Raw genomic sequence first — 25,097 nt, forward strand, 5'->3', positions numbered from 1 at the left:
TCCGCCTCGAATGCCTGGGCGACGGCGAGGCTGTCCTCGTAGACATGGTGCCGGGTGACAAGGCTGTCTTCGACGGTGAGATGCAGAGCGAACCGCGCGCGATACGCACGCCCGGTGGGCCGGGCGGTCCGGCGGATCTCGCCGAGCACGACCAGGAGCAGGACAACGTCGCCACGCTGCGCACCGAGCTGGAACGGGCGCGGCACGGCCGCCAGCTCGCCGAGGCCGAGGCCGGGTATCTGCGCGATGTCCTCGCCGCCCGGAGCGAGCACATCACGGACCTCCAACGGACGGTGCACGCGCTGATGCCCGCGCCGGACCGGCTGCCCCACCAGCCGTCGTGACCGGTGGCCGATGGCCGGTCCTCGGCGGTGAGTGCGGAACCGCACTCACCGGACCGCCGATACGCCCAGCACCAGATCACACCCCACGTCATACCAACCGGCAACCAACTGACCAGCACCATCACCAAAAACGTCAGCGCTAGATCGGCATCCGTGTCACCACCCGAAACCCTGACCACAACCACCTGAACAGCAGAAACCCGATACTCACTGCACTGACATCACGATGCCGAACCACCACCGACAAAAACCCGCAGATCATCACCGACTCCCGCGACGGATGCACCGGCGTGACCGCCGCCCCGGTGATCGCGTTCGTCGCGCAGTCGGTGAACCACGTGATCCACGGCCTGCGCGCGGTGCCGTTGACATCGACCAGCACGGGGGCCTGCATGTGGTCGGTCTCCCACACCTGGTTACGCCAGCCCCGCGGCCGGGCCAGGAACACATCGTGCATACGTGCCGCCCGCTCCCCTCCCGCGAGCCCGGCCCGCTCCCCCGGCGTCAGATCACGGCGGATCGCCCGGTGCAACGTCGGGACGGACGGAGGCGGATCACCCTCGCCCCTGGCCGCGCGAGCGGTCAGATCGCGATGAACGGCGGTAACGTTCCCCCTCCACAGCCCGAGCAGGGCACGGACCTCCTCAGTGACCGTGAACCTCCCGTAATACCGGGCCCGCTCCCCCGGCGCCGCAGCCGCGGTCTCGTCCTTCTCAGCAGCGGCCAGCCACCGCCAAACCGCCCGCTCCCGCACCCCCAACGCATCCGCCACTGACCTCACATGCCCGGTGGTGAGCTTGCCCTTCTGGCGCAGAGCCAGCAGCCGGCGCACCACCGGCCCGCGCAAGACCCGAACCGATTCAGCCGGCAAAGCAGCGCCCGCGCCGCCACCCGACCCCTTCGGCGGCTGGAGCCGTCCTTCCTGATCCACCCCTCGATCACACCAACACCCGCCGGCCAGTGGATCAGAACTCACGAAACTGAGACAGCGTCATCCCTCCTGCGATAAACGCCCAGGACAGCGATCCCACGCCGATCTCTCACATCCAGGACAGTGACCCCACGCCCCGAAACAGCCCTCGACCAGCATCAACACACCCCGACCCACTGCCCCTCACACCACTGTCCCCAAAACGAGAGATCGCACTGGGCCGCCATCAGGAGACCACCGCCCGCCCCTCGCTGATCGTCACCGGCCCCGCAGCAGCCGGGAAGACCACCGCCCTGCTCCACGTCGGGCGCGCCTGCCACCTCGCGCACACCCAAAGGCACCCGCTGCCGGCCTCATCCGTGCATCCCCCAGTACCGGTCGCGTACGTACTGGTCCCGCCCGCCGCGAGCGCGAAAGCCCTGGCGGCGGAATTCGCCCGCTACCTCGGTATCCCCGTCACCGCCCGGATGACGCAGGCACAGATCACCGACGCTGTCTGCCATACCTACAACCGTGTGGGCGTGCGCCTGGTGATGATCGACTTTACCGACCGCCCGTAGTGCTGCCCGTGATGTCCGTCTGGGACTGTGACCAGCACGTCCTGGGCTTGTTTACCGACCGTGTCCGGGGCGTCTGTCATGTTCTGGAGTCGGTACGGAGGACGAGTGGCACGGCACGTGGTGGTCGGGGACTTGCGGGTCCAGCAGATCGAGCGGAAGGACGGGCGGCGGTCGTGGACGATCGTGTGGCCCGAGGGGACGGTCCACACCGAGGCGGACCGGTTCCTGCGTCTGCATGATGGTTCGGGAACGCAGAGGACGTACGCGTATCTGTTGGTGGACCATCTGCGGTGGCTGGAGCGGGAGTGCCTGGCCTTCGGCATGGTCCAGCTGCGGGACCTTGAGCGGTACATGGGCATCATGGGCGCCGAGGTTCTCATGCCGCTCGGTGAGCCGTGGCGGGTGGGCAAGCGCCCCTACGGCCGGTCCGCGCTGTCGACCGCGGCGGCTTGTCTGAAGGGCTTCTACCTGCACCAGTCCTCCCCCGGCGTGAACGGGGAGCTCGGCAAGAAGCTCGACACGTCCCGGTTGCCGTCGCGGGTGGACCGGCGCCGCTCGTTCCTCGGGCACGTGAAGTCATCGCTGCCCACCAACCCGCTCGCGCCTCTGGGCCGCGCCGCAGGCATCCGAAGATGCTCCCCGACGGTGCGAGGGAGAAGCTGCTGGCCACGGTGAATGCGGCGAGGGACCGGCTGTGCTCGTGGCACGGAAGCCGTTACCGCCGTGACGGCAGGCCCGGTGACGCCGCGATGCCGGACAGCTGGTGGCAGCGATACGAGAAGTTCGGGAAGAAAGTCCCGATCGAGTACGGTGACCAGGCGGCGTTCCGACGCTGGTGCGCTGCCGTTCCCGCGCATCCGTGGCCGGGGCAGATCAATCTGCGCGGGCTGCGGCCCCTGGTGCGAGCCGAGATCCAGTGGGGGCTGTTCGTCCACACCCAGCGGACCCGGCCGTCTCGATGGGATCTGGGCTGGATCCGCGCCCTGGTGACCACGTGTCGGGCCCTTGAGGTGAACTCTCTGGTCGATTTCGAGTTCGGGACCGGCGGTTCCGCCGCGTTCACCGGCGCGATCGCCAAGGAGATCCTGCACGAGCTGAGACTCGTCTATTTCACTCCGGCCGAAGCCAAGGAGCCGGCTTCCTGGAGACCGAACACTTCGGGGTGCTGTTCCCGCATCGCATGAGCCATTTCGACCTGACGAGTATCCCGCAGCGCTGGTTGCGGGACCTGACCTGGGACTATCTTGCTGATCTACTGCGGTCGCCACGCTGTCCGAGATCGGGTGGCCCGTTCGACGGCTATCGTCGGGCTGCGCTGGAGCTGGGAGTGTTCCTGGAGCTTGAGGCTCCGGACGGTGGTCATGACCCCGCTGTCCTTCGAGGTGAGCACGCCCAGCGGTTCGTCGCCGATCAGCGGCACCGTGAACGCGAGGGCCTGGAATCGCTGGCGGTCAAACGGCCGGGCGGGGCCGCAGGCATCGTGACCACGACCACCCGGTCGGTGGTGTTCAACGCGATCCGCAAGCTGCTGCGTGACGCGTTGGACACCGGTGTCGCCGACAAGCTGGGCCTGGACAGGGAGTTCATCACCGGGTTCGCCACCGCCGGTGCCACCACGGGCAGGACCGCACGCCGTCCCTTCCCCGACGAAGTCGCCCAGGCGCTGGCCGCCGAAGCCAACCTCGCAGAGCTTGCCGCCACCTATGACCTCAATGACAACGGGGCCCGTGACATCTGGGAGACCACCGTCACCACCGGCCGCCGCATCGGCGAGGTCATCAAGGTGCGGTGGGACTGCATCGGCCGCTACGGCGGGCTCGCGATGTTCTGGCACGACCAGACCAACGTCGGCAACTACGACGCCGCGATCCGCATACCCGAACGCCTCTACGAGATCCTCGCCGAGCGCCAGCGCAAGACCCTGGACCGCTTCACCGCCCGCTACGGCTACCGGCCGACCGGAGCCCAACGCGCCGGGCTGGCCCTGTTCCCCACGACCTACCGCAGCCACGACGGGACGGTGCCGCTGACCCACCAGTGGTTCTACAGCCGGTTCCGGCCCTGGGTGGACGCCATGGACCTCGGCCACTACGTCCCCCACCAGGCCCGCCATACTCTGGCCACCGGCCTGTTGCGCCACGGCGCCACCCTGACCCACATCCGCCGATACCTCGGACAGGTCAGCGACCGGATGGCGGAGCACTACGTCCATCTGACCAGCTCCGATCTGGAGAACGTGCTCCAGCACGTCTGGGTTGCCGGCCCCGGAGCCGCACAGCCCGGCGAACTCCTGGCCGGGGAGACCACCCCACTCACCCGACAACAGGCCCAGGCTCTGGTGATCGACCTGTCACGCCGCAGCACCCCGGCCGAGGGCGGCTTCTGCACCTTCCAGCCCGTCGTCGACGGCGGCGCCTGCCCCTGGAACCTCGACTGCCACAACTGCGACAAGTTCGTTCTGTCCGGCGCAGACCTCCTCTACTGGAGGCGCAAGCGCGAGCAGTGGCGGCTGCTGGCCGAAGGCGCCCCTGACGACGCCACCGCCGACTACCTCCACCGCTACTTCGAGCCCACCGCCCGCGCCATCGACGGCCTGGAGAAGGCCCTGGCCGGACTCGGCCTCCTCGACGACGCCCTCGCCCTGGACCTGCGCAAACCCCAGGACTACTTCCACCGCGTGTGGTCCACCGCCTTCCGCGCCGCCGACCTCGCCGACGCCGGCAGCGACGAGCCGGACGAGTACAGCGATACGTGCACAGCCGACGGCGACGACCCCGAACAGGATGCTGCATGAACACTGCCACCGTTCCCGAACCCCGCACCGCAGCGGCCCTGGTTGCCCGCCGCCGCAAGACCGAAGCCGCCCTTGAGCGCGTCCACCAGGCCATCGCCCGGCTCCGACGCGAGAAAGCCCGGGTCAGTGTCGCCGCCGTCGCCCGCCGAGCGGACGTCTCGCGCACCTTCCTCTACGACAACGTCGAGGCCAGAGCCGCGGTCGCCGCAGCGATGGCTCAGGCCGGTGAATGCCGGCCCCAGATGCTCGCCGAACAGGACGACGAGCGCGAGGCGACCTGGCGCGAACGCGCTCTGAACGCCGAGGAGGCCCTCAAGGCCGCCCACACCGAGATCCTCGTCCAGCGGACCCGGATCGGCGAACTCCTAGGCCAGATCCGGGACTTGGAAGTCGAATGGACCGAGGAGACCATCCAGCGGATCACCACCGAGAACACCACGCTCAAGCAGCGGGTCCGCCAGCTCACCGCCGACAACCGCACCCTCGACGAGCGGCTCAAGGCCGCCCGCTCGAACCTCCGCTTCCAAGACCGCCGGGTCGCCGACCTCGAAGCCCAGATCGCCGATCCCCCAGCGGGCGTTCGGCAGTGACGTCAACAAGATCCGACTCCGCCGGTGCCTGTCCGGCTACGACTCGGTCCCGGAGCCCGGCCGCCTACCAGCGGCCGGGCTCCGGCGCGACATCACCCGGACGAGGACAGCAAAGAGCATTGAGCCGTGGGCGTACCAACTCACGTGCACAGGGGCGTACGGGTGAACGTGCACAGGGCGCAAGGCGTGTTGAGGCCAGGCATTCGGGGACGAGGTCCTCGTCCCCGCCCCGCGATCGTGGACCAGCTGCGGTACCACTGCAATGTCATCGCCATCAACAGCCCGCTTACGTGCATCGTCGGTGGAGGTAATCAGCGTTGCCTGTCGCCGGTCAGAGTGTGCCGCCGGACCCATGCGCCGATCGCGTCGGCGATGGCCTGAGGTTGGTCCTCGGGTGCGTGGTGACCGGCCGGGCCACAGTTTCGGGTTTCCAGCGCGCTGATGTTCCCCGCGCACCAATCGGTCATCTCTTTGCCGATCAGCAAGGTAGGCGAGGAGTCGAAGGTGAGTAGCAGCTTGGGAACCTCACCGCTGCCCGCTAGCCACGTGCCGTACTGCTCGACCCGTTCGGCGACCTCGGCCGGCTCTCCATCCAGCGGTAGCGAGCGTGCCCATTCCAGTACCGGGCGGCGGCTTTCCCGAGTCGGGTACGGCGCCCGGTAGGCCCGCATGTCTTCCTCGCTCACCGGGGTCAGCACCCCGCCGGTGAAGGCCGACTCCAGGAAGGAGTTCTGGTCCAGCACCAGCGCCTCACCCTGCGGCCCGCGCATGGCCTGGGCGCGCGAGCGCGGTCCGTCGCCCAGCTCGCTCCAGGACATCGGCCGCACGATGGTCTCGAAGAAGGCCATGCCGCAGATCCGGTCGGGGTGGCGGGCTGCCCAGTCGAACGCGAGTGCCCCGCCCCAGTCGTGGCCGACGAGCACCACCTTGTCCAGGCCCAGCCGGTCGAACCAGTCGTCCAGGTAGCGAGCGTGGTCGGCGAACCGGTACGGCACGTCGGGCTTGCCGGAGCGGCCCATGCCGATCAGGTCGGGGGCGAGCAGGCGGGCGGGCAGGTCAACTGCGGGCAGCACCTTGCGCCACAGGTGGGATGAGCTGGGGTTGCCGTGCAGAAAGACGAAGGGGGTGCCGCTGCCGGCCTCCTCGTAGAACATCGTCGAGTCCAGCACGTTCGTCACCGGCATGACGTCCTCCAAATTGTTCGTCCCACTAACGTTCCCTCGCCAGTGAAAGTAGTTTGTTAGTGGGACTAACGCAACGGTACGATCGCAGCATGAGCAACAGCACGCCCGACATGGCGCGCTCGACCAACCGGCAGGCCACGGTCGCGCGGCTGCGGAATCTGCGGACCCGGCTCCTGTCACTGGCCGCGATCCAGTCGGATCGCCTGGTGAACGAGGAGTTGGCGCGCGCAGGCGCCCGCAAGTGGCATTACGCGGTGCTCGCCACACTGGACGAGTTCGGACCCGCCAGCCAGGCGGAGCTGAGCTGCCACACGGGGATCTATCGCAGTGACATGGTCGCGGTGATCAACGAGCTGGCCGATCGCGAACTGGTGGAACGCTCGCCCAACCCTGCCGATCGCCGGCAGAACATCATCGTCCTCACCAAGCAGGGCCACCGGCAACTACTGAAGCTAGACAAACTGCTTACTGAGGTGGAAAACGGGGTGCTTGCGCCACTGACCCCGCCGGAACGCGAGCAGTTGGCCCGACTCCTTGCTGCCCTTGTGGATCATCACGGCCAGAACATGTGAACAAGCCGCGCGCCCGCACCCAGATCGAAGCAGTGCACGTACGTACGCATCGCTATGCACATCAAGCCGTACCCCGACATGAGCCACCGTCACGAACATGTAGTCTATGAATCGTCGCAGTTCAGAGCCGGTATCCGAGCTCCTGCGGTCGGTAAAGTCGACGAGATCCACCGCCTCAATCCCCGTACTACCACCGGTGCGGAGACCGCCGACCTCCTGAAAGACCTGACCGAACGGATCGGGGCGACGTTCGTGTACGCGGGCATCGACGTCACCACGACCGCCTTGTTCAGCGGTGTGCGTGGGGCTCAGCTCGCCGCACGCGCGAGCCTGGTGGAGTGCGGTACGTTCCCGGCGCGGCTCGGGAAACACGAGCCGTTCAAAGAACTGATCACGGCAGTGGAAGCCGCGCTCGATCTCCGTGCGCACCGGGTAGGGACCCTTCCCCGCCACGCCGCCTACCTTCACCAGCGGACCGCGGGCCGGATCGGGAGCCTGACCCGGCTCCTACGCCAAGCCGCGATCACCGCGATCTGTGACGGCAGCGAACGGATCACGAAGACCAGCCTCGACCGGATCCGTATCGACCACCTCGCTGAAACCCACCACCGGAACAAACCGGAAAACCCACCCACCTGACCAGGCAAAACGCTTCTGACCAGCAAAAACACAGCCAGTGCCATTAGAACGCAGAAGCTACATGCGACAAGCCCTCGCGCTCTCAACAAAGTTGACACAGCCCCAGCTCAGCAAGCCCGCCACCGAGCCGACAGACACCACACCCCGTTCTCACCCGATCTGCAATACCCCAGCTCACACCACACCCCACACCTCAACCCACCCACCCGCCAACATCTGTCAGTGGTCACGGGGCGCAGTCACGGTCGGGGGAGAGCGATGTTCGATTCCCGCGTCTGCACCGGGGTGTGCCGTACCGGATGCCGCCAGATGCCACGCTCCCTCATGTACGTCGAGGCCGGGCCTCGGCATGGTGGATGCCGCATGCCGTGAATCGACGCTGCCCATCGCTTCTCCGCGATGGGGTCCGGCCGGGATCCGTGTCGCGATATAGCGTTAGTCTTCTTCTCGCGCCGCTGCCTGCGTCGCGCGGAGACGTTCGACAGGACCAGGACGGAAGTATGTCGGAGGAGATTTCGCCCACCGGGAAGCGTTCCGGCCCCGACTCGTCACCCGAGCTGAGGGCCTCTCATGCGGACCGTGACCGGGTGGTGGACGTGCTGCGTGTCGCGGCGGGGGACGGCCTGCTGACCGCGGACGAGCTGGACGAGCGTCTGGAAGCTGCCCTGTCGGCGCGGACCGTGAGCGAACTGGCCGCGCTCACCGTTGACCTGCCACCCGTATCGGTCTCGGCCGGGGCGGCCGTGGCCGAGGTCAAGGACATACTCCGGATCCGCCAGAAGCACAGCCCGATCAAGCGTGAGGGGCGCTGGGTGGTGCCGCGACGGCTGGAGCTGGCCGCCCACTGGTGCGAGGTGACGCTCGACTTCACTCAGGCAGTGATCACGCAGGACACACTGCGGATCGACGTGGACATGCGGGGCAAGACCCTGACGCTGATCACCAAGCCGGGCATCGTGGTTGACGCTGATGCCCTGACACTGGAACACAGCAGGGTCACGTACCGTCAGGCTCCGGACCCTGGTGCGCCGATCACGCTGCGGGTGGAGCTGGTCGGTGAGAAAAGGCATGGCCGCGTTGTGGTGCGGCCTGTGCGGCGGACGTTCGGGCAGTGGCTGCTGCGCAGGCCCGGGTCCCTGCCTGTAGGCGATTGACTCCATCGTTCGTATTGAACTGTCGGCGGTGGCTCGGACGGTTTGAGCGGGGTTCTGCCAGCGATCACGGGCAGCGGTCACCGCCGAACTGACGCTCCGCTGGAACTCGGTCGGCATCGCTGACAGAGCCCGATAGCGAATCGCTATAGCCATTCATCGGGCTCATGCGGTTCGTGGGGTAGAGATGCCGAGGTCGACGACGGGGCGTTGGGTGCGACGGTGGGTGTCGTCGCGCTTGGCGCGGAGGAGTTGGAGGGTGAGGTCGAGCCCTTCGATCTCACCGGCCCAGCCTTCGGCTTGGGCTCGGGCTCTGCGGGTGATGAGGTCGGCTTCGAGGTCGTCGAGGCGGCTGATCATCTTCGTGCTCTCCTGGAGCATGGGGCATCGGATGCCCCGTTGACTGAACGAACCACGTTGATTGTGCAGTTCAGGGCACAGGTGAGGTTGTCGCCCAGTACGGTCTGCGGTCGTGATGAACGATCGTGTGCACGAACGGGATCTGTCGAGATTGGCCGTTCCTCGGTGGGGTCGGCTGGTGGAGACCGGCGACCGGTACGAGCCCTACCGGCTCGTCGACGCCGACGGCGCGGCCGTGGCGCCGGTCGCGGTGTTCTTCCAGGAACTGCTCGCAGCCGGGAAGGCGGCGGCAACCGTCCGCTCCTACGGCATGGACCTGCTGCGGTGGTGGCGGTTCCTTCTCTGCACCAAGTCAAGCGAGGCGATCGCGGAGGTAATCTTCCTCGGACGGCTGCGCTGCATGAAACTCCACGAGGGAGAATGTTCGGCATGACGACTTGAAGAGCACCGGCCGGGCGAGAGCGTTGGCGAGAGGTAGGGAACTGGAGCACGGTTCCGGACGGTGATCGACGGGTCTGTGCCACTTGCACAACACCCGTCTGCTCGTATCAGTATCGCTTCCATCCGCCCGAGTCCTCCATGTTCGAGCGCTGCATCGGGCTCGCCTGGTGTTCCAGTTGCAGGGTCTACTCCGGCAACATGGTCTACGTTCCGCGGGGGCAAGTCCTGGTCGACCTCCTCGCCACGCTTCCTCCTGAGCAGCGCGAGCGGCTTCTACGTTCGGAAACGCGAGTGATCGAGTTCCTGGACCGCCAGGCCCGAGGCGGCAGAGGTTAGGGACGGCGGCTGGCCGCGATCAGGAGGAGGCGCTTATGCGTACTCCTTCCCGCAGCACAGTGAGCTGTCTCCGTCCTGAAGTTGCAGTTAGGCTGTACGTAGTCAGGCGGCGGCATTCACCAGCTCGGCCAGCCCTGCCTTCGTAGCCCCGGCGCGCAGCTTGACGTCGGTACGAGCCCAGCGTGGACGGCGCCCGCACCCCGCTGAACAGCCGCGGCAGCCCACCGTGCCGCAGCCGGTCTATGTCATCGATGCTGTCCGCCCCGGCGATCATGCCGCCGACCAGCGACATCAGCTTCGCCGCGGGGAAGGCCCCGGTGCCGTCCTTCGAGGCCGGCAGCCGGACGCGCTCGTCGACGAGTGCGGGCAGTCCGCACCGCTCGGCCAGCCGCACCACCGGGGCCAGCCCGCCGTACCCGACCAGATTCGAATCATCAAACCGTGCGGAGACCGCCGCTGCGGCATGGGAAGATTGCATCTCGGAAGTGCCTTGCTGATCGTGCGTACTGGAAGCGTGAAGAACTCCCATCATCGCAGGCCACAAGGCACTTCCTCGTTTCCGGAGAAGCTATCCACAGGCATCAAGCCGGTGGATCCAGGCTGAGTAGCAGCCTTAAAGATCAAGCTAAGAGCGACCGAGGATAGGTGTCGTCTCCCTTGGCGATCTCCACCTCAAGTGGTGGGGGTGCTTCGCCGTATCGAGGCCCCTCTGGTGCGCGCGCTCTGCTGGCCCTTGCCTGTGCGGCGGGACGTTCAGCGGGTACGTACCCCGTCCATGGCGAGGGTGAGTAGTCGGTCTGCCTCGGCTGGGCTGTCGAGTTCCTGTTCGGTGGCCAGGGCGATGGCGCTGACGAGTTTGAGCAGTTGGGTGATGGTGACTTCGGGGCGTACGGCGTGCGCTTGGCGCGCACGTACCAGGAGTTGGTCACCGGCGTTGACGATCACAGTGTGGCAGGTGTCTCCCAGCGTCGGGTCACCGTCGCGTGCGCCGCGCATCAGTGATGCCCCCAGGCCCCGATTGGACACGGCATGTGCGCCAACGGCGCGGAGCCAGGCGACAAGCGCCCCTCCGGGGTCGGGGTCGGAGAGCAGGGCGTGTGCCTTGGCGCAGAGAGCTTCCACCCGGCCCTTGAAGACCGCCTCCAGGAGCGCCTGTCGGGTGGGGAAATGCCGGTGCAGGGTGGCGGAGCCGACCTCGGCGCGGCGGGCGATCTCCTCCAGGGAGGCGTCGGCGCCGCATTCGGCGATGACGGTCTCGGCGGCGGCCACGATCCGGTCGTAGTTGCGGCGGGCATCCGCCCGCATCGGCCGCGGAGGCGGGACGGCTGCGTCCTTGGGCACAGGAACTCCTGACGGCTTGCTAACTGGGGTGGCCCTCCATATCGTATCGAACGATAACCGGAGGGCCGCCCCAGTTATGAGGTGTGGCCCTCGTCTGCATGGGCGAGACGGGGAGAGACCGTGGAACCGACAGAGAACATCATCGTCGTGGTGGGGGCGACCGGCCTGCAGGGCAGGGCGGTGACGCGACACTTGCTCAGCCGCGGCTGGCGGGTGCGTGCGCTCACCCGCGACCCGGACGGGGTGCAAGCCACGGCGCTGGCGCGCGCCGGCGCGGAGGTGATGCGCGCGCAGATGGACGACACCGACTCTTTGACGGCGGCGGCCCGGGGCGCTTACGGCATGTTCAGCGTCCAGCCCACGGTCGGCTCTCCCGGCACCGCGCCGGGCTTCTGCGCCGAGGACGAGGTGCGCTGGGGGATGAACGTCGCCGAGGCGGCACACGCGGCCGGCGTGGCGCACTTCGTCTTCACCTCGGTTGCCGGCGCGGACCGCCACGGCAGCGAAACGCTGCCGCAGAACCTGGTCAGCAAGTGGCGGATCGAGCAGCACATCGCCGGGCTCGGCCTGCCTGCGACGATTCTGCGGCCGGTCTCCTTCATGGAGAACTTCACCGGCGGATACGCGCTGCAGGGCGGGGCGTTGGCTACCGGCCTCGCGCCCGAGGTCCCCCAGCAGATCATGGCCGTGGACGACGTCGGCTTCGTCGCCGCGCTGGCGTTCTCCCGGCCCGAGGACTGGATCGGCCGGGCGGTTGCGCTGGGCGCGGACGAACTCACACCGGTCCAGATCGCCGCAGCCATCGCGAGGGCGCTCGGGCGCCCGCTGCCCTACCGCCAGATCCCGATCGAGGCGATCCGGGCCGTCAGCGACGACTTCGCGTTCGCCAACGAGTGGCTCAACGAACGCGGCTACCGCGCGGACATTCCCGCCACCCGCCGCATCCACCCCGGAGCGATGGACTTCGGCACCTGGCTGGAGCGCACCGGCGCCGCCCAGATCGCCGCCTTCCTGGCCACCCAGCCAACCGCAGAGCAGGACGCGTGAGGGCGTTGTCACGTTGTTGGGTGTGTGGGTGTCTGACGGTGTGTCGAGGTGTGGTGGGGGCCGGGTGCCGGGCCCTGGGCTCACACCGCGGCAGACCGGCCGGTGACGCCGGTGATCTGCTCCCAGATGGTGAAGCGGACGGTCATTTCGGCACGGTGTTGGGTGCCGGTCATCAGGTGGCGGTGGGGCCGGAAGTGGGGTGAGATGCCGCCGAACGCGGACAGGAACCGCTGCGCGGCGCCGACGCTGCGGAAGCCTTTCATCGCCCGTTCGCGTTGCCGGGTGGGCTGATGACTGTTCTCGGCCCGGTTGTTCAGGCCCTTGTGGGAGCGGTGCTCGACGGAGGGCATGACCTCGCGGTGGGCCGCGCCGTAGGAGCGGAGCTTGTCCGTGACAATCACCCGCGGCACTCCGCCCGTCTTCGTCAGCAGCGTGCGGAAGAAGCGCCGGGCGGCAGCCGTGTCCCGGCGGCTCTGCACGAGGATGTCGAGCACGTTGCCGTCCTGGTCGACAGCCCGCCACAGGTACTTCTGCTCGCCGTTGACCTTGATGAAGACCTCGTCCAGATGCCACTTGTCGCCGGGCTGGGGCCGCCGGCGGCGCAGTCCGTTGGCGTACTGCTGACCGAAGTTCAGGCACCAGCGGCGGACCGTCTCGTACGAGACGATCACGCCGCGCTCCAGCATCAGCTCCTCGACCTCACGGAAACCGAGCGGGAACCGGAAGTACAGCCACACGCAGTGCGAGATCACCTCGACCGGATACCGGTGCCCCTTGTACGACAGCGACATGCCCTCCACAGACGACCCCCTCCACCGTGATCAGCCCGAGGACCCTCCCACCCTGTCAGCCAACGTGACAGCGCCCTGCGGGGCGTGTGCGGCGTGCGGTGTGTACGGGCCCCTCCGCCCAGAGCAGGGCCGCGCACAGGAAGGCCGCTGCTGCGAAGACCAGCGATTGTGCGACGGAGTCATTTCGTGCTCCGGTGGCGAGCGCGCCGGCCGCCGAGAGCGCCAGGGCGGTGGCCGGCAGCGCACGGGGGCGCCGCGTGACGTCTGGTGCGGCGGCGGGTGGCAGCAGCCGGGCCGCGAGGCTGTAGCACGCGCAGGCCAGCAGCGTGGCCCCCAGTACGTCGCTGGGCCGGTGCTGGTAGGTGGCCTGGACGGCGCCGGCGGTGACGGCGAGCCACAGCATGCCGGCCGCGGTGACGTAGGGGCGGATGCGGGGGGAAGCGACGAGGACGGCGCCGAAAACCAGCCCGGCGGGGATGGCCGCGTGTCCGCTGGGAAAGCTCGCCTCGGTGAGGGAGACGCGCGCGTCGACCAGATCGGGGCGAGGCAGGATCACCTTGCTGAGTAGCTCCGTGACTCCGAGCGTGACCATGACGACTCCGGCCGCCGCGCAGCCTTGCCACCAGCATCTCCGCACCAGGGTGACGGCCACGATGACCGCCATGCCCGCGACCAGGGTGGGCATGGCGGTGTCGTCTAGCGGCGGCAGGGCCGGCGAATCGTACGCTAGTCCCGACCAGTGGTAGATCCATGCCGGTTTGCCGCCGGCGTTTTCGGTGATCAGGGCGTTTTCCGCCCGTTGCCCGAACGGGGTGCAGACAGCGATCAGGTAGACCGCCAGGAGCCCCAAAAGGTACAGCGGAGCTGAGACCCGTGGCCATATCGTCCGCGAGAGGCTGGGTTCGGTCGTGATTCCCGGGACCCGGCCGGGGGTGTCCGGGTGCGTGGACAGGGTCGGGGGATCTTGCCGAGTCATCGCTTTCTCTGTTTCTTCGTGGGGGCAGTTCGGTCACGCGCCTTTTCTGGCACGCGGTGGGCCGACGGGCTCGGCCAGCCCACGGGGATCTGCTCCTATTCGAGGAGCGCCTGGCTCTGCCGGCGCTGGGCGGTGATCGCCAGGGCTCGGAGGGGCGCGATCAGGAGGAGAAGCACGACCAGGCTCGGCAGGGAGTTCATGAACCAGTTCGGCTGGACAACGATCGCCTGCGTGCGGATGGTCGCGAAGGCTGCGACGGGGATCAGCCACCGGTAGTCGCCGGTGGCCGCCGTCGCCACCCACGCGGCGATCAGCGAGGCGACTTCGAGGGCGAACAGGCCGCGTTGGAAGACCGGACCGACGGAGATGATGTGCAGGCCCCCGGCCACGGACATGGCGAGCACGACGGGGACCAGCCAGCGGCACGAGTGGCGCCGCAGCCGGCCGGGACGGCAGGCTGCCAGCACGGTGCACGCGGTGAACAGTGTCCCCGACAGCATCAGGTCACGGGCCGTTATTGGGGCGCCCAGCCCGTAGTAGCCCAGGCCCTACTTGCCCTCGTTACCGAAGAGCGTCGTGGAACTGCCGAGCGTGGCACCGGCGTAGATCATCGCCGCTGCGGCCGGCAGGGCGATCCACGGCTTACCGCGCAGCAGGGCGACCAGGCAGACCAGCGGAAGCAGCCCGTAGGGCAGGAGCCGTGTCTGCGTGCCGGGCCCTTGTGCCCACGGGTACCAGCCGGCGAAGCGGAAGGCGATGGCATGCCGGCCGGGATCGATGTGCAGTGCCCAGTGCCACACATCCTGCAGGTACGGCACCAGCGCCAGCACGGCGAGGGCGAGGGCGGCCAGATGGACGCCGTCCAGCCACCACGGCCGGGCCGTGTCGTCAACGGCGGCACGGGCACGGGCCTGCACCCCGGCGCGCACCAAGGCGGCAATCTCCCGCGGCGGCGGCCAGGAACGGCCGGGATAGGCCTCGGCCAGGCAGGTCAGCAACTCCTCTCCCTGCCGGGAACGGTAGGACTCGGGATAAGCCGCAAGCAGCAAACGGTTCATGCCCGGGCCACCCCGACATCCCGCGAGCGCCCGATGACGACAGCCGCCGCCTGCTGCATCCGCAGCGCCTCCCGGCCGAGCACCTCGGTGCCGTCCTCGGTGAGCCGGTAGTAGCGCCGCGCCCGCCCGCCCACGATCTCCTCATGATCGGCGACCACCAGCCCGGCCCGCTCCATCCGCTCCAGCGCACCATAGAGAGTGCCGACAGCGATCCGGAGCCGCCCGTCGGTGGCCTGCTCGGCAGCCTTGATGATGCCGTAACCGTGTAACGGCCCATCCATGAGCGCAGCAAGGATGAAGTACTGCGGTTCCGTCAAGGACGGAGTCTGTCGCGTCATACATCGAGCATATATCGAGCAACGAGATATATCCGTTGGCACTGCGGTCACCGGCAGCGCCTCCACACCCGCGGCGAGCGTCGCCTCTCCCGACCGGCCGGTTTCGGCGAAGACTTGAGAGGTACCGACAACGCACCCCAGTCGGCCCCCGCCGGGCCGGGCATCGTGCCTCCGACCCCCGCGGAACACTGCTGACGCGGCAGCGGTGGAAAAGAAGGTGCTCCTGCCGCGCGACATCCTGCCGTCTCACGTAGTCAAGAGGGGTATGCACGGGGATCACGGAACAAGAGAACAGGCGGGGGCCGAGTGAAATCAGCACAGGAGGATCAGTACCTGGAGTTCGTGGCCGCGAGGGCGAAGGCGCTGTACCGCTCGGCATACCTCCTCGCGGCCGGCGACACACATCTTGCCGAGGACCTGGTCCAGGAAACCCTCAGCCGGGTGTACGTGCACTGGAAGCGGGTGGCCAGAGCGGACAGCCCGGCGGCCTACACCCAGACGGTTCTGGTCCGTACCTCCCTCACCCTGCGGCGTCGGCGAAGCACCGGCGAGCGCCCCATCGGGAACATGCCCGACAACGCGGCGGCCGGCCCGGACGCCGCACTGCGGCTCACCCTGCTGGACGCGCTCGGCCAACTGCCGCCCCGAGACCGGGCGGTGCTGCTGCTGCGCTACTGGGAGGACCGCAGCATCGAGGAGACCGCCCAGATGCTCAAGCTGAGCAGCAGCGCGGTCCGCTCCCAGGGCACCCGGGCACTCAACAGGGTGCGCGCGTTGCTCGGCGACAGCCTGTCCGACCTGGTTCCACACTGAACACCGGCGCGCACAGGTCGAACCCACCACAAAATCCCCATCAGCGACAGAAAAGGCGACGCCAGCATGCCGTTCGAAGCAGACCTCGCACACGCCCTGGACCGCACGACCGACTCCCTCGAATCCGATCTCACCACGCTCACGAGCGGAGCCGTCGAGCGCGGGCGGAGCCGCAGTCGGCGTCGGCGCAGCGCCGGCGTCATCGCCGGGGTCGGCGCCTGCGCCGCGATCGCAGCAGCCGGCCTGGTACTCCCCGGCGCGCTCGCTGGGACTCGCTCCGCAGGATCCGACATGGAAACGGTGGCGCTGGCGATGCCCCGTTCCGCGATCACCGGCACCCAGATGATCGACGCTGTGAAGAAGACGTTCCCCGGGAGCCGGTTCGGCCAGGAGAACGGACAGAGCAACGACCCCTCGAATCCGTCCGGCGGGTGGGTCGCCAACGGCGGAGTGGACGTCAACGACGGGCACGGCGCCGCCAACGTCGGCGTCTCGGCCCTGCGGCTCAAGCTGCCGCTCAGGGACGGCGAAGGGCTGAACTGCGACCATACGGCCGGGCGTGCTGAGGTCGGCGACACCTGCGAGCTGAGCGAGCTGCCGAGCAGCGCCGCGCTTCCCGGCGGAGCCCTGGTGATGTCGGAGAAGATCGCGGAAAGGCAGCCGATTGGTGCCGACCCCGTCCCCGACTCCGACATCGCTCACCGCTGGACGACGACGGTGACCCTGAAGTCGACCGGCGCCCAGCTTCAGATGGTGCAGTGGAACACCGCCGGCGACTTCGGTAGCGGAAACAGGCCGAAGCCGACCCGTGACGCTCCCCCGCTCTCCCAGAAGCAGGCGGTGGCCGCACTCACCGGTCCCACCTGGGCGCCGATCCTCGGTGCCGTCGGCTGACCCGTTGCATTGCCGAAAATGGGGGCAGAACCTCCATGACCTGCTGCGCCGGCAGGTCATGGAGGTTCTGGTCGGTGCCGTCGTCCCGCCACAGGCCGAAGTAGTAGTACACCGCGCCGCTGGGCGGTAGGTCGCCTGGCAGGCAGGCCCACTGACAGCCCGTCCGGGACCGGTACAGGATCGCGTTGACGATCTCCCGCATCTCGTACCCGCCCTCGTGGCCCGTGGCCGAGGGCCGCCCGGCCTTCCACGCAGCCAGCACGGGCTCGATCAACGCCCACCGCTCGTCGGACAAGTCGCTCGGGTACGGCTTGCGCTCAGCCACCCCGCCACCCCAGCACGGCCAAGCCCACCGACCAGCAGAGTCGCTCCAGACGGCGCTGTCACGTTGGCTGACAGGGTGGGAGGATCCTCGGGCTGATCACGGTGGAGGGGGTCGTCCGTGGAGGGCATGTCGCCGTCGTACAAGGGGCACCGGTATCCGGTCGAGGTGATCTCGCACTGAGTGTGGCTGTACTTCCGGTTCCCGCTCAGTTTCCGTGAGGCCGAGGAGCTGATGCTGGAGCGCGGCGTGATCGTCCGGTCCGCCGCTGGTGCCTGAAATTCGGTCAGCAGTACGCCAACGGACTGCGCCGCCGACGGCCCCAGCCCGGCGACACGTAGCACCTGGACGAGGTGTTCATCAAGATCAACGGCGAGCAGAAGTACCTGTGGCGGGCTGTCGGGCCGGCCGGGACCACACGAGCAAGATCACGATCTACAGCTGGAGTACTAAGAACTCTCGAATCTGAGACAGCATCACCCGCCATGAGATAAAGCCCCACGACAGCGATCCCGCCTCTCAATCTCTCATCTCATGACAGCGACACTCTCGCCCACAAACAACCGTTGACCAGCCCCACAACACCCCACCCCGAGCGCCACCCACCGACTCTCACCACCACCGACACCAAACCGAGAGATCGCACCTGGTGCGGTCCCTCACCTGGGACCAGGGCTCCGAGATGGCCGCCCACCACGCCTTCAGCATCGCCACCGACATCCCGGTCTACTTCTGCGACCCCGGCAGCCCCTGGCAGCGCGGCTCGAACGAAAACACCAACGGCCTGCCCCGCCAGTACTTCCCCAAGGGCACCAACCTCGCCACCCACAGCCGCGACCACCTCGACGCCGTCGCCGCCGAGCTCAACAGCCGCCCACACAAAACGCTCGGCTGGGAAACCCCAGCCGAGCGCCTGTCTAAACTGCTCGCGGCCTGATCAACCGACCACGTGTTGCATCGACCCCTCGAATTCGCCCCGCCGCGCGGGGACCTTCGACGTACGTGGTCTCCGGAAGCCCGTCTCGGGCTCCGGTCAGGGGCTGTCCGGCCAGCCGCGGAGGTCGGCCGGACAGCCCTGCTGGGAGTGCGGGCGGAGAGGGATCACGGGGCGTTCCAGAGATCTCTCAGCTCCGCCCAGCTGGGCGGGCCGGCAGGTTGGATGCCCGTCCTCGCGGGGTTCTGAAGACCGCTCAGAACGAGGTCCAGGTAGCGCAGGTGCAGTTCGACCGCGCGCTCGGTGGTCGTGGGCAGGCGGGCGTTGAGGTGGGCGAGCAGCAGCAGGAGGTCCGCCGAGCTGAAGTCCGGGCGTAGTGCGCCGGACCGGTGGGCGGCGTCGACCAGGACGTCGAGTGCCGCCCGGAGTCGGTCGTCTGCGGCGTCGACCTCGTCGGTGGCGGGCAGGCGGCCCCCCATGAGGGGGAGGAGGGAGCCGGTGTCGGTGCCGGACAGCGTTGCTCGCAGGAAGGCCACGAGTGCGGTCCAGGGGTCGGGGTGGTCGGCCATGGCGGTGCGGGCCAGGGAGGCCAGCTCGTTCATGCCTTCCACACGCAGCGCCTGAGCGAGGTCCTCTTTGGCGGGGTAGCGCCGGTAGAGGCTGCCCATGCCTACGCCGGCACGGCGGGCGACCTCCGAGACGGGGGCGTCCCAGCCGTGTTCGGCGAACGCTTCGCGTGCCGCGCGCAGGATCCGCTCGTCGTTGCGGTCGGCTTCCTTCTGACGTCCGCGGGGCGGTCCGGTGCGGTCGGCGCGCATGCTCGTGCTCCTTCGGTGCGGCAGTCGACGCGGCCCTGCCACGTGGGCGGGCTGACTGGGTCAGCGTTGGTTGCTGAGGACCGGAACCGGTGCTGCCACGGTGGAATCGGGCGTGGGGACCTGGTGGTGCGGGCGGATGCGCAGGGCCCCGACGAGGAGGATACCGAGGGCGCCGAGCGCGGCGGCGACCCAGAAACCTACCGTGAAGGCCTTCTCGGCGGGTACGGACGTGCCGTCCACGGTGTAGGTCTGCAGGAAGCCGACGGCGAGCTGGCTGCCCACGGCGCTGCCGACTGTCCGGATAACGGTGCTCAGTCCGTTGCCCGCGGCGATCTCGCGGCGCGGCACGAGGGCCGCGACCAGGTCGGCGAGCGCTGCGTACCCGTAGCCCGCGCCGAGGCCGACCAGGCAGAACCACAGCGCGAGCTGCGTCGGGGAGCCGTGGAAGAACGCGGTGAGCACGGCTCCCGACGTCATCAGCGTCATGCATGCGGCCAGGGGTGCCCGGGTGCCGAGCCGCCCGCGCAGCCAGTGCGCGGTGCGCCCGCCCAGGACGACGAGGAGGGAATTCGGCAGCATCAGCAGTGCGGCCTGGACGATGGTCAGGCCGGCTCCGTAGGAGGCCGCCGGGCGCAGTGCGGGCGGAAGACCGTTGGGCAGCTGCAGCAGTTGCGGGACCAGGATGTAGAAGAAGAACGGTACGACCCCGATCAGCAGCGCCGCGAGGTTGGTGACGAGCATCGGCAGGTGGGTGATGTGCCGGAGGTCGAGGATCGGATCGGACCGGCGGGCCGACATCACGCCGAGTATGGCGAAGAGCACCACGGCGGCCGCGAAGAGCGACAGCACTCCGGCGGAGAGCCAGCCCCACTTCGTGCCTTCGGTGATCGCCAGGAGCAGGACGACGAGCCCGCCGGCCAGGACCACGGCACCGGGCACGTCGACGCGCTTGCTGTGGCGCTCGGGGCTTTCCGGCACCCAGGCGATGACCATGAGGGTCGCCAGGGCGATGATCACCGCTTCGGCGCCGAACATCCAGCGCCACGAGGTGTGCTGGATGATCAGGGCACCCAGGACCAGCCCGAGGCCCGCGCCGCCGCCGAGCATGGCGGCGGTGGTACCGAAGCTGGAGGCGATCCGTTCCCGGGGCATTGCTTCGCGGACGAGGGCGAGGGCCAGCGGGAGTGTGGCCATGGAGGCGCCTTGCACGGCGCGCATGGCGATGAGGAAACCGATGTTCGGGGCGGCGGCGCCCCCCAGGGTGCTCGCGAGGAATATGAGCAGGACGATCACGAGGAGCCGTCGGTGGCCGTACTTGTCGCCGAGCAGGCTCAGTACGGGGGTGAGGACGGCCCCGCCGAGCAGGAATGCGGTGATCAGCCATCCGGCCGTGGCGGTGTCGGTGTGCAGGCGTTGCGCGAGCACGGACATCGCGGGAATGACCAGGGTCTGCATCAGCGAGAAGCAGCCCACCGCGGCGAGCAGTGCAGCCAGCACCGCGTTCGGCCGCGATGCCACCGCGCTGCGGTGCCGGTTTCTGGTGTCGTCCACTGACGACTCCTCCTTCTGAGGTTGAGGGAGCGGCATCACCACCGCGTGGAGCGACGCGATCCGCTCGGCATAGGTCTGGCGGTCTCGGGCGCCGATTTGGTGGCGACCGGGCAGGGGCCTGGCGGCGTCGGATTCCGCCGCCTGGTCGTGGTCGTGCCCGCCGCGTTCGCTGGAGAGCCGGAGAGGCAGTGAGTCGCCCCGGGAGACCGCGTGCGCCGCACTCTCACGCCGCGACCGTCATGCCGCCCGGCCCAAGGACATGAATCTATCGGAGCGGAGCGCTCCGCTCAACTTACCTCTCGGAGTGGAGATCGACGCAGGTGGACAACGCCGCGCCGGAGAGGGTGCCACCTCCGACCAGTTGCCCGGCCAGGGCGTTGCACGCCTGGGCCGCAGCCCGAGCGACCTCCAGGTGCGCGGCGATCTGGCCGTCGGGCGCACCGAGCGCCTGCGCGATGCGCAGCTGCCCGAACCAGGTCGGCAGCACCACCGGCAGCGCCCTGAGGTCCGTCTTGCCGATTGAGGGGACAGTGGTTTTCCGGCGCGGCTCTTGATCCATTTCACGGCCCGTGGAAACGAGACGCCTCGACAGCGAAGGCGCGGTGGACCTCGCCGTTGCCGCCACTGCGGAACTCCAGGGCCTGACCCTCCTGCACCGCGACCACGACTTCGAGTGCATCGCCGCCGTCACCGGGGCCCGGTGGCCGGTAAGTGAACAGCCGCCCACGCAAGACGCTCAGCTGGGAAACCCCAGCCGAGCGTCTCGCTAAGTGGTCGAGCCTGGAAGTCCTTCGGGGGTTGATCACGCGGCGAGGCAGAGTGAGGATTCTTCCTGGTGATCGGCGGTGTGCCGGTCGAGCCTGGCCAGCAGATCGTCCAGGTCGGAGGTGGTGAACCTCCACTGGAACGGCTGTGCTGTGGCGTTGTAGCGGTCTTCGAAGGCTCGGAGCCGGTCCCCGACCTGGGCAATGTCGGTGAAGTCGTTGGGCGAGACGACCTTGCGCTGCACGACGGAGAAGTAGATCTCCACCTGGTTCAGCCAGGAGGCGTGCACGGGGGTGTGGACCAGCACCGCGTTCGGGAAGGCGGCGGCCAGACGGTCGGCGGACCTCTGCCCTCGGTGGGAGGAGCCGTTGTCTACGATCCAGAACACGCGTTTGGCGCTGGCGTAGGGCTCCTGGCTCATGACCTGGGTGACCAGATTCATGAACGGGTCGATGCCGGTACGTGGTTCGGTGCGGCCAAACACCTTGGCCTGGTGGACGTCGTAGGCGGCCAGGTAGGCCAGCGCGCCGCCGCGCCCGTAGGTGTGGTTCACGCGCATCGCGCGGGCCTGGCCCGGGGCGAGGGTGGGGTGGCAGCGGCAGCGGGCCTGGATGGAGGTCTTCTCGTCCGCGCTGATCACGTACTCGCCCTTGCCCAGCTCGACGCCGTCGAAGGTGCGGGCGTAGAGGTCCAGCACCTGCTGGGCCTTCGGCCGGAACAGCGGGTCGGTAATGAAGATCCAGGACCGGTACTGCCAGGGCTTGAGCGCGTCCTGGTCGAGCCAGCGGCGCACCGTGGAAGCCGACACGAACGCGGCGATGCCCCGTGCCGTGGCCTCGCGGGCCAACTCCGGACACGACCAGCGCGACAGCGGTGCGCCGGTCTCGACGGGAAGCTGGCAGGCCAGCGCCTTGACCTGCGCGGCCTGCAACGGCGTGAAAACGGCTGGCCGTCCCGGGCGCTTTCGGTCAGCCAGGCCCGGCAGGCCCAGGTCAGCGAACCGGCCCCGCCACGTGCGCACCGTGTCCACGTGCACTCCCGCCTCGACGGCGATACGCGCGTTGGACCTGCCACGGGCCGCCAGGAGAACGATTCGCGCCCGGACTCGGGCCTGGTGCGGGGTCTTGTGACCCCAGGCCGCCTTCTTCAACCGCTGCCGCTCGGCGGCGGTCAGGACTATCGGGCGCGCGGTGGCAACAGGCAAGGCAGGCAAGCCGATCAGCAGAAGTGGATCAGGGCTGCCACAGCCTGCCGCAACCGGTCCGACGCTGGACGACCCGGCTGGCGATCTTGAATAATCCAGGCCATGCCTACACTCGTCCGCTCAACGGTTCCGGTGGGCTCCCTCGCCGCACAACCCCAGCCAACCTTGAGGGCCGGCGACGGCGTGCTGCTGCGGCCCTGGACGCTCGGCGATGCCCAAGCCGTGATGGACGCCTACCAGGACGGGGAGATCCAACGCTGGCATGTGCAGCGCGCGGACTCCGTGGCCGAGGCACAGGAGTGGATCGCAGGATGGCAGGGCGGCTGGGCAGCCGAGACCGGCGCGCACTGGGCCGTGGTCGACTCCGACACCGATGTGCTGCTGGCTCGCGCCGCATTGAAGGAACTGAAGTTCGCGGACGGCACCGCCGACGTCGCCTACTGGACCGTCCCGGCGGCCCGAGGAAAGGGCGTCTGCCCGCGGGCAGTCGAAGCGATGACATCGTGGGCCTTCGACGTGGCCGGCTTTCACCGTCTCGATCTCGAACACGCCATGGGCAATACCGCATCCTGCCGCGTTGCCGAGAAGACCGGCTTCGCCCTGGAGGGCGTGCGCCGCAGTGCATGGCTCCAAACGGACGGGCGGCACGACGTGCACGTCCATGCGCGTCTGCGCTCTGAGAGATGAACGGACGAGAGAACCGCTAACGGCGGCCGTCCGTCCAACCCGTGTGGGCCGGCACGGGCGTCTGTGAACGCTCGCGTTATTCCCCAGGGGTAAGTTCACGTAATTCCCCAGGCTCTGGCCGTGGGTGGGCGCTAGGTTGGCCAGCGTGAACCTGCTGGGGTGGAGCTATCGGTATGTGGGGCCACCCGATCTGCGGGCCCTTGTCCGGCCGGAAGCTGAGGGCCGAAGCATTCTCTCGGCGGCGGACTTCGGCGACTGGGCTTCGGGTCTGGCAGCGGCGGAGTTGGCCGAGCCTTTCACGTTCGTCATCGACTCGGCGGGTGTGCTGCGGCTGGCGCCCCGCCGGAGCGAGCACGTGGTGTGCGCTGGCGGTGCTCCCGTTTTGAGTGCCGGGGAGATGAGCTTCCGCGAGGAGTCCGGGCAGTGGGTGGTCGGTGATGTGAGTAACCAGTCGACCGGATACTGCCCGGACATCCGCTCGTGGCCGGCTGTCGCGAAGGCTCTGGACGCGGCAGGGATAGATCATCCGTCCGGCTTCACCCACGAGGTGGTGTTTCGGAACTGTCAGTCCTGCAGCCAGCTGAACATCGTTCGGGAGGAGAACTTCGTCTGCGTCTTCTGCGACGAGGAACTGCCGCGCGAGTGGAACATGGACGAGGCTGGACGTTAGCGGACCGGCGGTTTGCCGGGCTTGTCGGTGGGGTTTTTGGGTCGTTTGTTCGGGCGGTAGCTGGGTCCGTTCATGATGACTTGGTGGCTGGTGTTGATCAGCCGGTCGAGGAGCGATTCGGCGACGACGGGGTTGGGGAAGAGGGGATACCAGTCGCTGGGCGCCCGGTTGCTGGTGATGATCAGCGACCGGCCTTGGCGCTCGCTGACCAGTTCGTAGAGGTCGTCGGCCTGGGACGCGCCGAGCTGGCGCATCGCGAAGTCGTCGAGGATGAGCACGTCGGGACGTACCAGTTCACGGATTCGCTTGTCCCAGGTGCGGTCCGCGTGGCCGCCGGCCAGGTCGGCGAGGATCCGGCTGGTCTTGGCGAAGCGGACGTTCGCGCCTTGCCGGATGGCGAGGTGGCCGAGGGCCTGGGCGACGTGTGGCTTGCCGACCCCGACCGGGCCGAAGAGGATGACCGATTCGCCTGAGTGCAGCCAGCGCAGGGCGCCGAGGTCGCGGATCTGGGCGGCCGGCAGCTGTGGACTCCCATGGAAGATCGGCTATTCGGTCAGCCTTGCTCGACTTCAGGACATCGCGATTCCACCACTGGATATTCGATCATTCGATCGAAGAGGGTGGTAAAGGTCGCGGACGAAGATCGCTGCGGCGTCACACAGCTCGATCCACCTCCCAGGGGAACACCATCAACTCCATGCGGCGCACGCGCCACCTGGTCATCGCCATGCTGGCGGCAACGGCCTCCTTACTGCCGGCGTAAGCCCTGCGGGGGCCGCGGAGTCCGGCGCGATGACGGCTCAGAGCTTTGTCCTGCCTGTGGGAACTCCGGTGCCCTCTCCGGCTTCGCTGCGCTCTCCCGGGGCGCTGCGCTCCATGGTCGCCACCGCGCAGACATCCACCGCGGCGACAACGCCGAAGGAGGTCGTCGGCCCCGCAGCCGCCTACGGCAAGCGCGCCACTGTCCGGGCGGCCACCGCTCCCCT

25 protein-coding genes and 9 pseudogenes are annotated in these 25,097 nt (G+C 68.4%); 18 read left to right on the top strand and 16 right to left on the bottom strand.

Annotation, left to right across the window (positions count from 1 at the left end; genetic code table 11):
* Both ACZ68L_RS43525 and ACZ68L_RS43530 read right to left on the bottom strand, forming a co-directional pair.
* Positions 1–152 (bottom strand): annotated as a pseudogene (locus ACZ68L_RS43525) (nuclear transport factor 2 family protein); the annotation flags it as partial.
* A gap of 331 nt (positions 153–483) precedes the next feature.
* Complete coding sequence (locus tag ACZ68L_RS43530) at positions 484–1,275, bottom strand: hypothetical protein (RefSeq protein ID WP_469589622.1); 792 nt, start codon at positions 1,273–1,275, stop codon at positions 484–486.
* 176 nt (positions 1,276–1,451) lie between these two features.
* On the opposite strand from ACZ68L_RS43530, the pseudogene ACZ68L_RS43535 reads away from it, so the two are divergent.
* The 5 genes and pseudogenes from ACZ68L_RS43535 to ACZ68L_RS43555 form a co-directional block, all read left to right on the top strand.
* Positions 1,452–1,817: pseudogene (locus tag ACZ68L_RS43535) on the top strand (TniB family NTP-binding protein); the annotation flags it as partial.
* A gap of 123 nt (positions 1,818–1,940) precedes the next feature.
* On the top strand, positions 1,941–2,510 hold the full coding sequence (locus ACZ68L_RS43540; RefSeq protein ID WP_469589625.1) for a hypothetical protein: 570 nt from the start codon (positions 1,941–1,943) through the stop codon (positions 2,508–2,510).
* Positions 2,468–3,019 carry a hypothetical protein gene (locus tag ACZ68L_RS43545; protein WP_469589627.1) on the top strand — a complete coding sequence of 184 codons (552 nt, stop codon included), beginning with the start codon at positions 2,468–2,470 and terminating at the stop codon, positions 3,017–3,019. The genes ACZ68L_RS43540 and ACZ68L_RS43545 overlap by 43 nt, the downstream gene beginning before the upstream one ends.
* Complete coding sequence (locus ACZ68L_RS43550; RefSeq protein WP_469589630.1) at positions 3,016–4,629, top strand: tyrosine-type recombinase/integrase; 1,614 nt, start codon at positions 3,016–3,018, stop codon at positions 4,627–4,629. Before ACZ68L_RS43545 ends, ACZ68L_RS43550 begins: the two co-directional genes overlap by 4 nt.
* On the top strand, positions 4,626–5,219 hold the full coding sequence (locus ACZ68L_RS43555) for a DUF6262 family protein (protein ID WP_469589632.1): 594 nt from the start codon (positions 4,626–4,628) through the stop codon (positions 5,217–5,219). The genes ACZ68L_RS43550 and ACZ68L_RS43555 overlap by 4 nt, the downstream gene beginning before the upstream one ends.
* Positions 5,220–5,530: 311 nt before the next feature.
* Here the strand turns inward: ACZ68L_RS43555 and ACZ68L_RS43560 are convergent, their stop codons facing one another.
* Positions 5,531–6,403 (bottom strand): haloalkane dehalogenase, encoded by an 873-nt coding sequence (locus ACZ68L_RS43560; RefSeq protein WP_469589634.1) that lies wholly within the window; start codon positions 6,401–6,403, stop codon positions 5,531–5,533.
* An 89-nt stretch (positions 6,404–6,492) separates the two neighbouring features.
* On the opposite strand from ACZ68L_RS43560, the gene ACZ68L_RS43565 reads away from it, so the two are divergent.
* From ACZ68L_RS43565 to ACZ68L_RS43575, 3 genes and pseudogenes are all read left to right on the top strand, one after another.
* Complete coding sequence (locus tag ACZ68L_RS43565) at positions 6,493–6,975, top strand: MarR family winged helix-turn-helix transcriptional regulator (RefSeq protein ID WP_469589637.1); 483 nt, start codon at positions 6,493–6,495, stop codon at positions 6,973–6,975.
* A 156-nt stretch (positions 6,976–7,131) separates the two neighbouring features.
* Positions 7,132–7,614, top strand: a pseudogene (locus ACZ68L_RS43570) (ATP/GTP-binding protein); the annotation flags it as partial.
* Positions 7,615–8,114: 500 nt separating this feature from the next.
* Positions 8,115–8,768 (top strand): DUF1707 SHOCT-like domain-containing protein, encoded by a 654-nt coding sequence (locus ACZ68L_RS43575; protein ID WP_469589639.1) that lies wholly within the window; start codon positions 8,115–8,117, stop codon positions 8,766–8,768.
* A 162-nt stretch (positions 8,769–8,930) separates the two neighbouring features.
* On the opposite strand, the gene ACZ68L_RS43580 is transcribed toward ACZ68L_RS43575, so the two are convergent.
* Positions 8,931–9,125 (bottom strand): hypothetical protein, encoded by a 195-nt coding sequence (locus tag ACZ68L_RS43580; protein WP_469589641.1) that lies wholly within the window; start codon positions 9,123–9,125, stop codon positions 8,931–8,933.
* Positions 9,126–9,237: 112 nt separating this feature from the next.
* Here ACZ68L_RS43580 and ACZ68L_RS43585 point away from each other — a divergent pair, with 112 nt between their 5' ends.
* Positions 9,238–9,558: a hypothetical protein gene (locus ACZ68L_RS43585; RefSeq protein WP_469589644.1), complete on the top strand. Its 321-nt coding sequence runs from the start codon at positions 9,238–9,240 to the stop codon at positions 9,556–9,558.
* Between the two features lie 363 nt (positions 9,559–9,921).
* Here ACZ68L_RS43585 and ACZ68L_RS43590 read toward each other — a convergent pair whose 3' ends face one another.
* Both ACZ68L_RS43590 and ACZ68L_RS43595 read right to left on the bottom strand, forming a co-directional pair.
* Positions 9,922–10,380: a hypothetical protein gene (locus ACZ68L_RS43590; RefSeq protein WP_469589647.1), complete on the bottom strand. Its 459-nt coding sequence runs from the start codon at positions 10,378–10,380 to the stop codon at positions 9,922–9,924.
* Positions 10,381–10,655: 275 nt separating this feature from the next.
* Complete coding sequence (locus ACZ68L_RS43595; protein WP_469589649.1) at positions 10,656–11,243, bottom strand: TetR/AcrR family transcriptional regulator; 588 nt, start codon at positions 11,241–11,243, stop codon at positions 10,656–10,658.
* Between the two features lie 120 nt (positions 11,244–11,363).
* On the opposite strand from ACZ68L_RS43595, the gene ACZ68L_RS43600 reads away from it, so the two are divergent.
* Positions 11,364–12,290: an NmrA/HSCARG family protein gene (locus ACZ68L_RS43600; protein ID WP_469589652.1), complete on the top strand. Its 927-nt coding sequence runs from the start codon at positions 11,364–11,366 to the stop codon at positions 12,288–12,290.
* Between the two features lie 80 nt (positions 12,291–12,370).
* Here ACZ68L_RS43600 and ACZ68L_RS43605 read toward each other — a convergent pair whose 3' ends face one another.
* The 4 genes and pseudogenes from ACZ68L_RS43605 to ACZ68L_RS43620 all read right to left on the bottom strand — a co-directional run bounded on the left by ACZ68L_RS43605 (position 12,371) and on the right by ACZ68L_RS43620 (position 15,453).
* Positions 12,371–13,081 carry an IS6 family transposase gene (locus ACZ68L_RS43605; protein WP_469589655.1) on the bottom strand — a complete coding sequence of 237 codons (711 nt, stop codon included), beginning with the start codon at positions 13,079–13,081 and terminating at the stop codon, positions 12,371–12,373.
* A 55-nt stretch (positions 13,082–13,136) separates the two neighbouring features.
* Positions 13,137–14,057, bottom strand: coding sequence for a phosphatase PAP2 family protein (locus ACZ68L_RS43610; RefSeq protein WP_469589657.1), 921 nt, complete (start codon positions 14,055–14,057; stop codon positions 13,137–13,139).
* Positions 14,058–14,152: 95 nt separating this feature from the next.
* A pseudogene (locus ACZ68L_RS43615) lies at positions 14,153–15,115 on the bottom strand (hypothetical protein).
* Positions 15,112–15,453, bottom strand: coding sequence for a PadR family transcriptional regulator (locus tag ACZ68L_RS43620; protein WP_469589660.1), 342 nt, complete (start codon positions 15,451–15,453; stop codon positions 15,112–15,114). Before ACZ68L_RS43620 ends, ACZ68L_RS43615 begins: the two are co-directional and overlap by 4 nt.
* Before the next feature lie 306 nt (positions 15,454–15,759).
* Here ACZ68L_RS43620 and ACZ68L_RS43625 point away from each other — a divergent pair, with 306 nt between their 5' ends.
* On the top strand, positions 15,760–16,266 hold the full coding sequence (locus ACZ68L_RS43625) for a SigE family RNA polymerase sigma factor (RefSeq protein ID WP_469589663.1): 507 nt from the start codon (positions 15,760–15,762) through the stop codon (positions 16,264–16,266).
* Between the two features lie 66 nt (positions 16,267–16,332).
* Complete coding sequence (locus ACZ68L_RS43630) at positions 16,333–17,160, top strand: hypothetical protein (RefSeq protein ID WP_469589666.1); 828 nt, start codon at positions 16,333–16,335, stop codon at positions 17,158–17,160.
* A gap of 96 nt (positions 17,161–17,256) precedes the next feature.
* Here the strand turns inward: ACZ68L_RS43630 and ACZ68L_RS43635 are convergent.
* Positions 17,257–17,485, bottom strand: a pseudogene (locus ACZ68L_RS43635) (transposase); the annotation flags it as partial.
* A gap of 180 nt (positions 17,486–17,665) precedes the next feature.
* On the opposite strand from ACZ68L_RS43635, the pseudogene ACZ68L_RS43640 reads away from it, so the two are divergent.
* Positions 17,666–17,895: pseudogene (locus ACZ68L_RS43640) on the top strand (IS6 family transposase); the annotation flags it as partial.
* 233 nt (positions 17,896–18,128) lie between these two features.
* Positions 18,129–18,419 (top strand): annotated as a pseudogene (locus ACZ68L_RS43645) (IS30 family transposase); the annotation flags it as partial.
* A gap of 164 nt (positions 18,420–18,583) precedes the next feature.
* Here the strand turns inward: ACZ68L_RS43645 and ACZ68L_RS43650 are convergent.
* Both ACZ68L_RS43650 and ACZ68L_RS43655 read right to left on the bottom strand, forming a co-directional pair.
* Entirely contained in the window at positions 18,584–19,234 is a 651-nt protein-coding gene (locus tag ACZ68L_RS43650) for a TetR/AcrR family transcriptional regulator (protein ID WP_469589669.1), read from the bottom strand.
* A 60-nt stretch (positions 19,235–19,294) separates the two neighbouring features.
* Entirely contained in the window at positions 19,295–20,785 is a 1,491-nt protein-coding gene (locus ACZ68L_RS43655; protein WP_469589671.1) for an MFS transporter, read from the bottom strand.
* 45 nt (positions 20,786–20,830) lie between these two features.
* Between ACZ68L_RS43655 and ACZ68L_RS43660 the strand changes: the two genes are divergently transcribed.
* Complete coding sequence (locus ACZ68L_RS43660; RefSeq protein WP_469589673.1) at positions 20,831–20,977, top strand: hypothetical protein; 147 nt, start codon at positions 20,831–20,833, stop codon at positions 20,975–20,977.
* A 100-nt stretch (positions 20,978–21,077) separates the two neighbouring features.
* Here the strand turns inward: ACZ68L_RS43660 and ACZ68L_RS43665 are convergent, their stop codons facing one another.
* The gene (locus ACZ68L_RS43665) at positions 21,078–21,344 is read right to left on the bottom strand and encodes a hypothetical protein (RefSeq protein WP_469589676.1); all 267 of its coding nucleotides are present in this window, start codon (positions 21,342–21,344) and stop codon (positions 21,078–21,080) included.
* Positions 21,345–21,375: 31 nt separating this feature from the next.
* Here ACZ68L_RS43665 and ACZ68L_RS43670 point away from each other — a divergent pair.
* Positions 21,376–21,480, top strand: a pseudogene (locus ACZ68L_RS43670) (PIN domain nuclease); the annotation flags it as partial.
* A gap of 107 nt (positions 21,481–21,587) precedes the next feature.
* Here the strand turns inward: ACZ68L_RS43670 and ACZ68L_RS43675 are convergent.
* On the bottom strand, positions 21,588–22,763 hold the full coding sequence (locus tag ACZ68L_RS43675; protein WP_469589678.1) for an IS630 family transposase: 1,176 nt from the start codon (positions 22,761–22,763) through the stop codon (positions 21,588–21,590).
* Between the two features lie 93 nt (positions 22,764–22,856).
* Between ACZ68L_RS43675 and ACZ68L_RS43680 the strand changes: the two genes are divergently transcribed.
* Together ACZ68L_RS43680 and ACZ68L_RS43685 are read left to right on the top strand one after the other, a co-directional pair.
* Positions 22,857–23,441, top strand: coding sequence for a GNAT family N-acetyltransferase (locus ACZ68L_RS43680; protein ID WP_469589681.1), 585 nt, complete (start codon positions 22,857–22,859; stop codon positions 23,439–23,441).
* Positions 23,442–23,586: 145 nt separating this feature from the next.
* Entirely contained in the window at positions 23,587–24,111 is a 525-nt protein-coding gene (locus ACZ68L_RS43685; protein ID WP_469589684.1) for a hypothetical protein, read from the top strand.
* On the opposite strand, the pseudogene ACZ68L_RS43690 reads toward ACZ68L_RS43685, so the two are convergent.
* Positions 24,108–24,650 (bottom strand): annotated as a pseudogene (locus ACZ68L_RS43690) (ATP-binding protein); the annotation flags it as partial. The gene ACZ68L_RS43685 and the pseudogene ACZ68L_RS43690 overlap by 4 nt on opposite strands.
* Positions 24,651–25,097: the final 447 nt, after the last annotated feature.

The sequence above is a fragment of the Streptomyces sp. NPDC104309 genome, assembly GCF_055584025.1.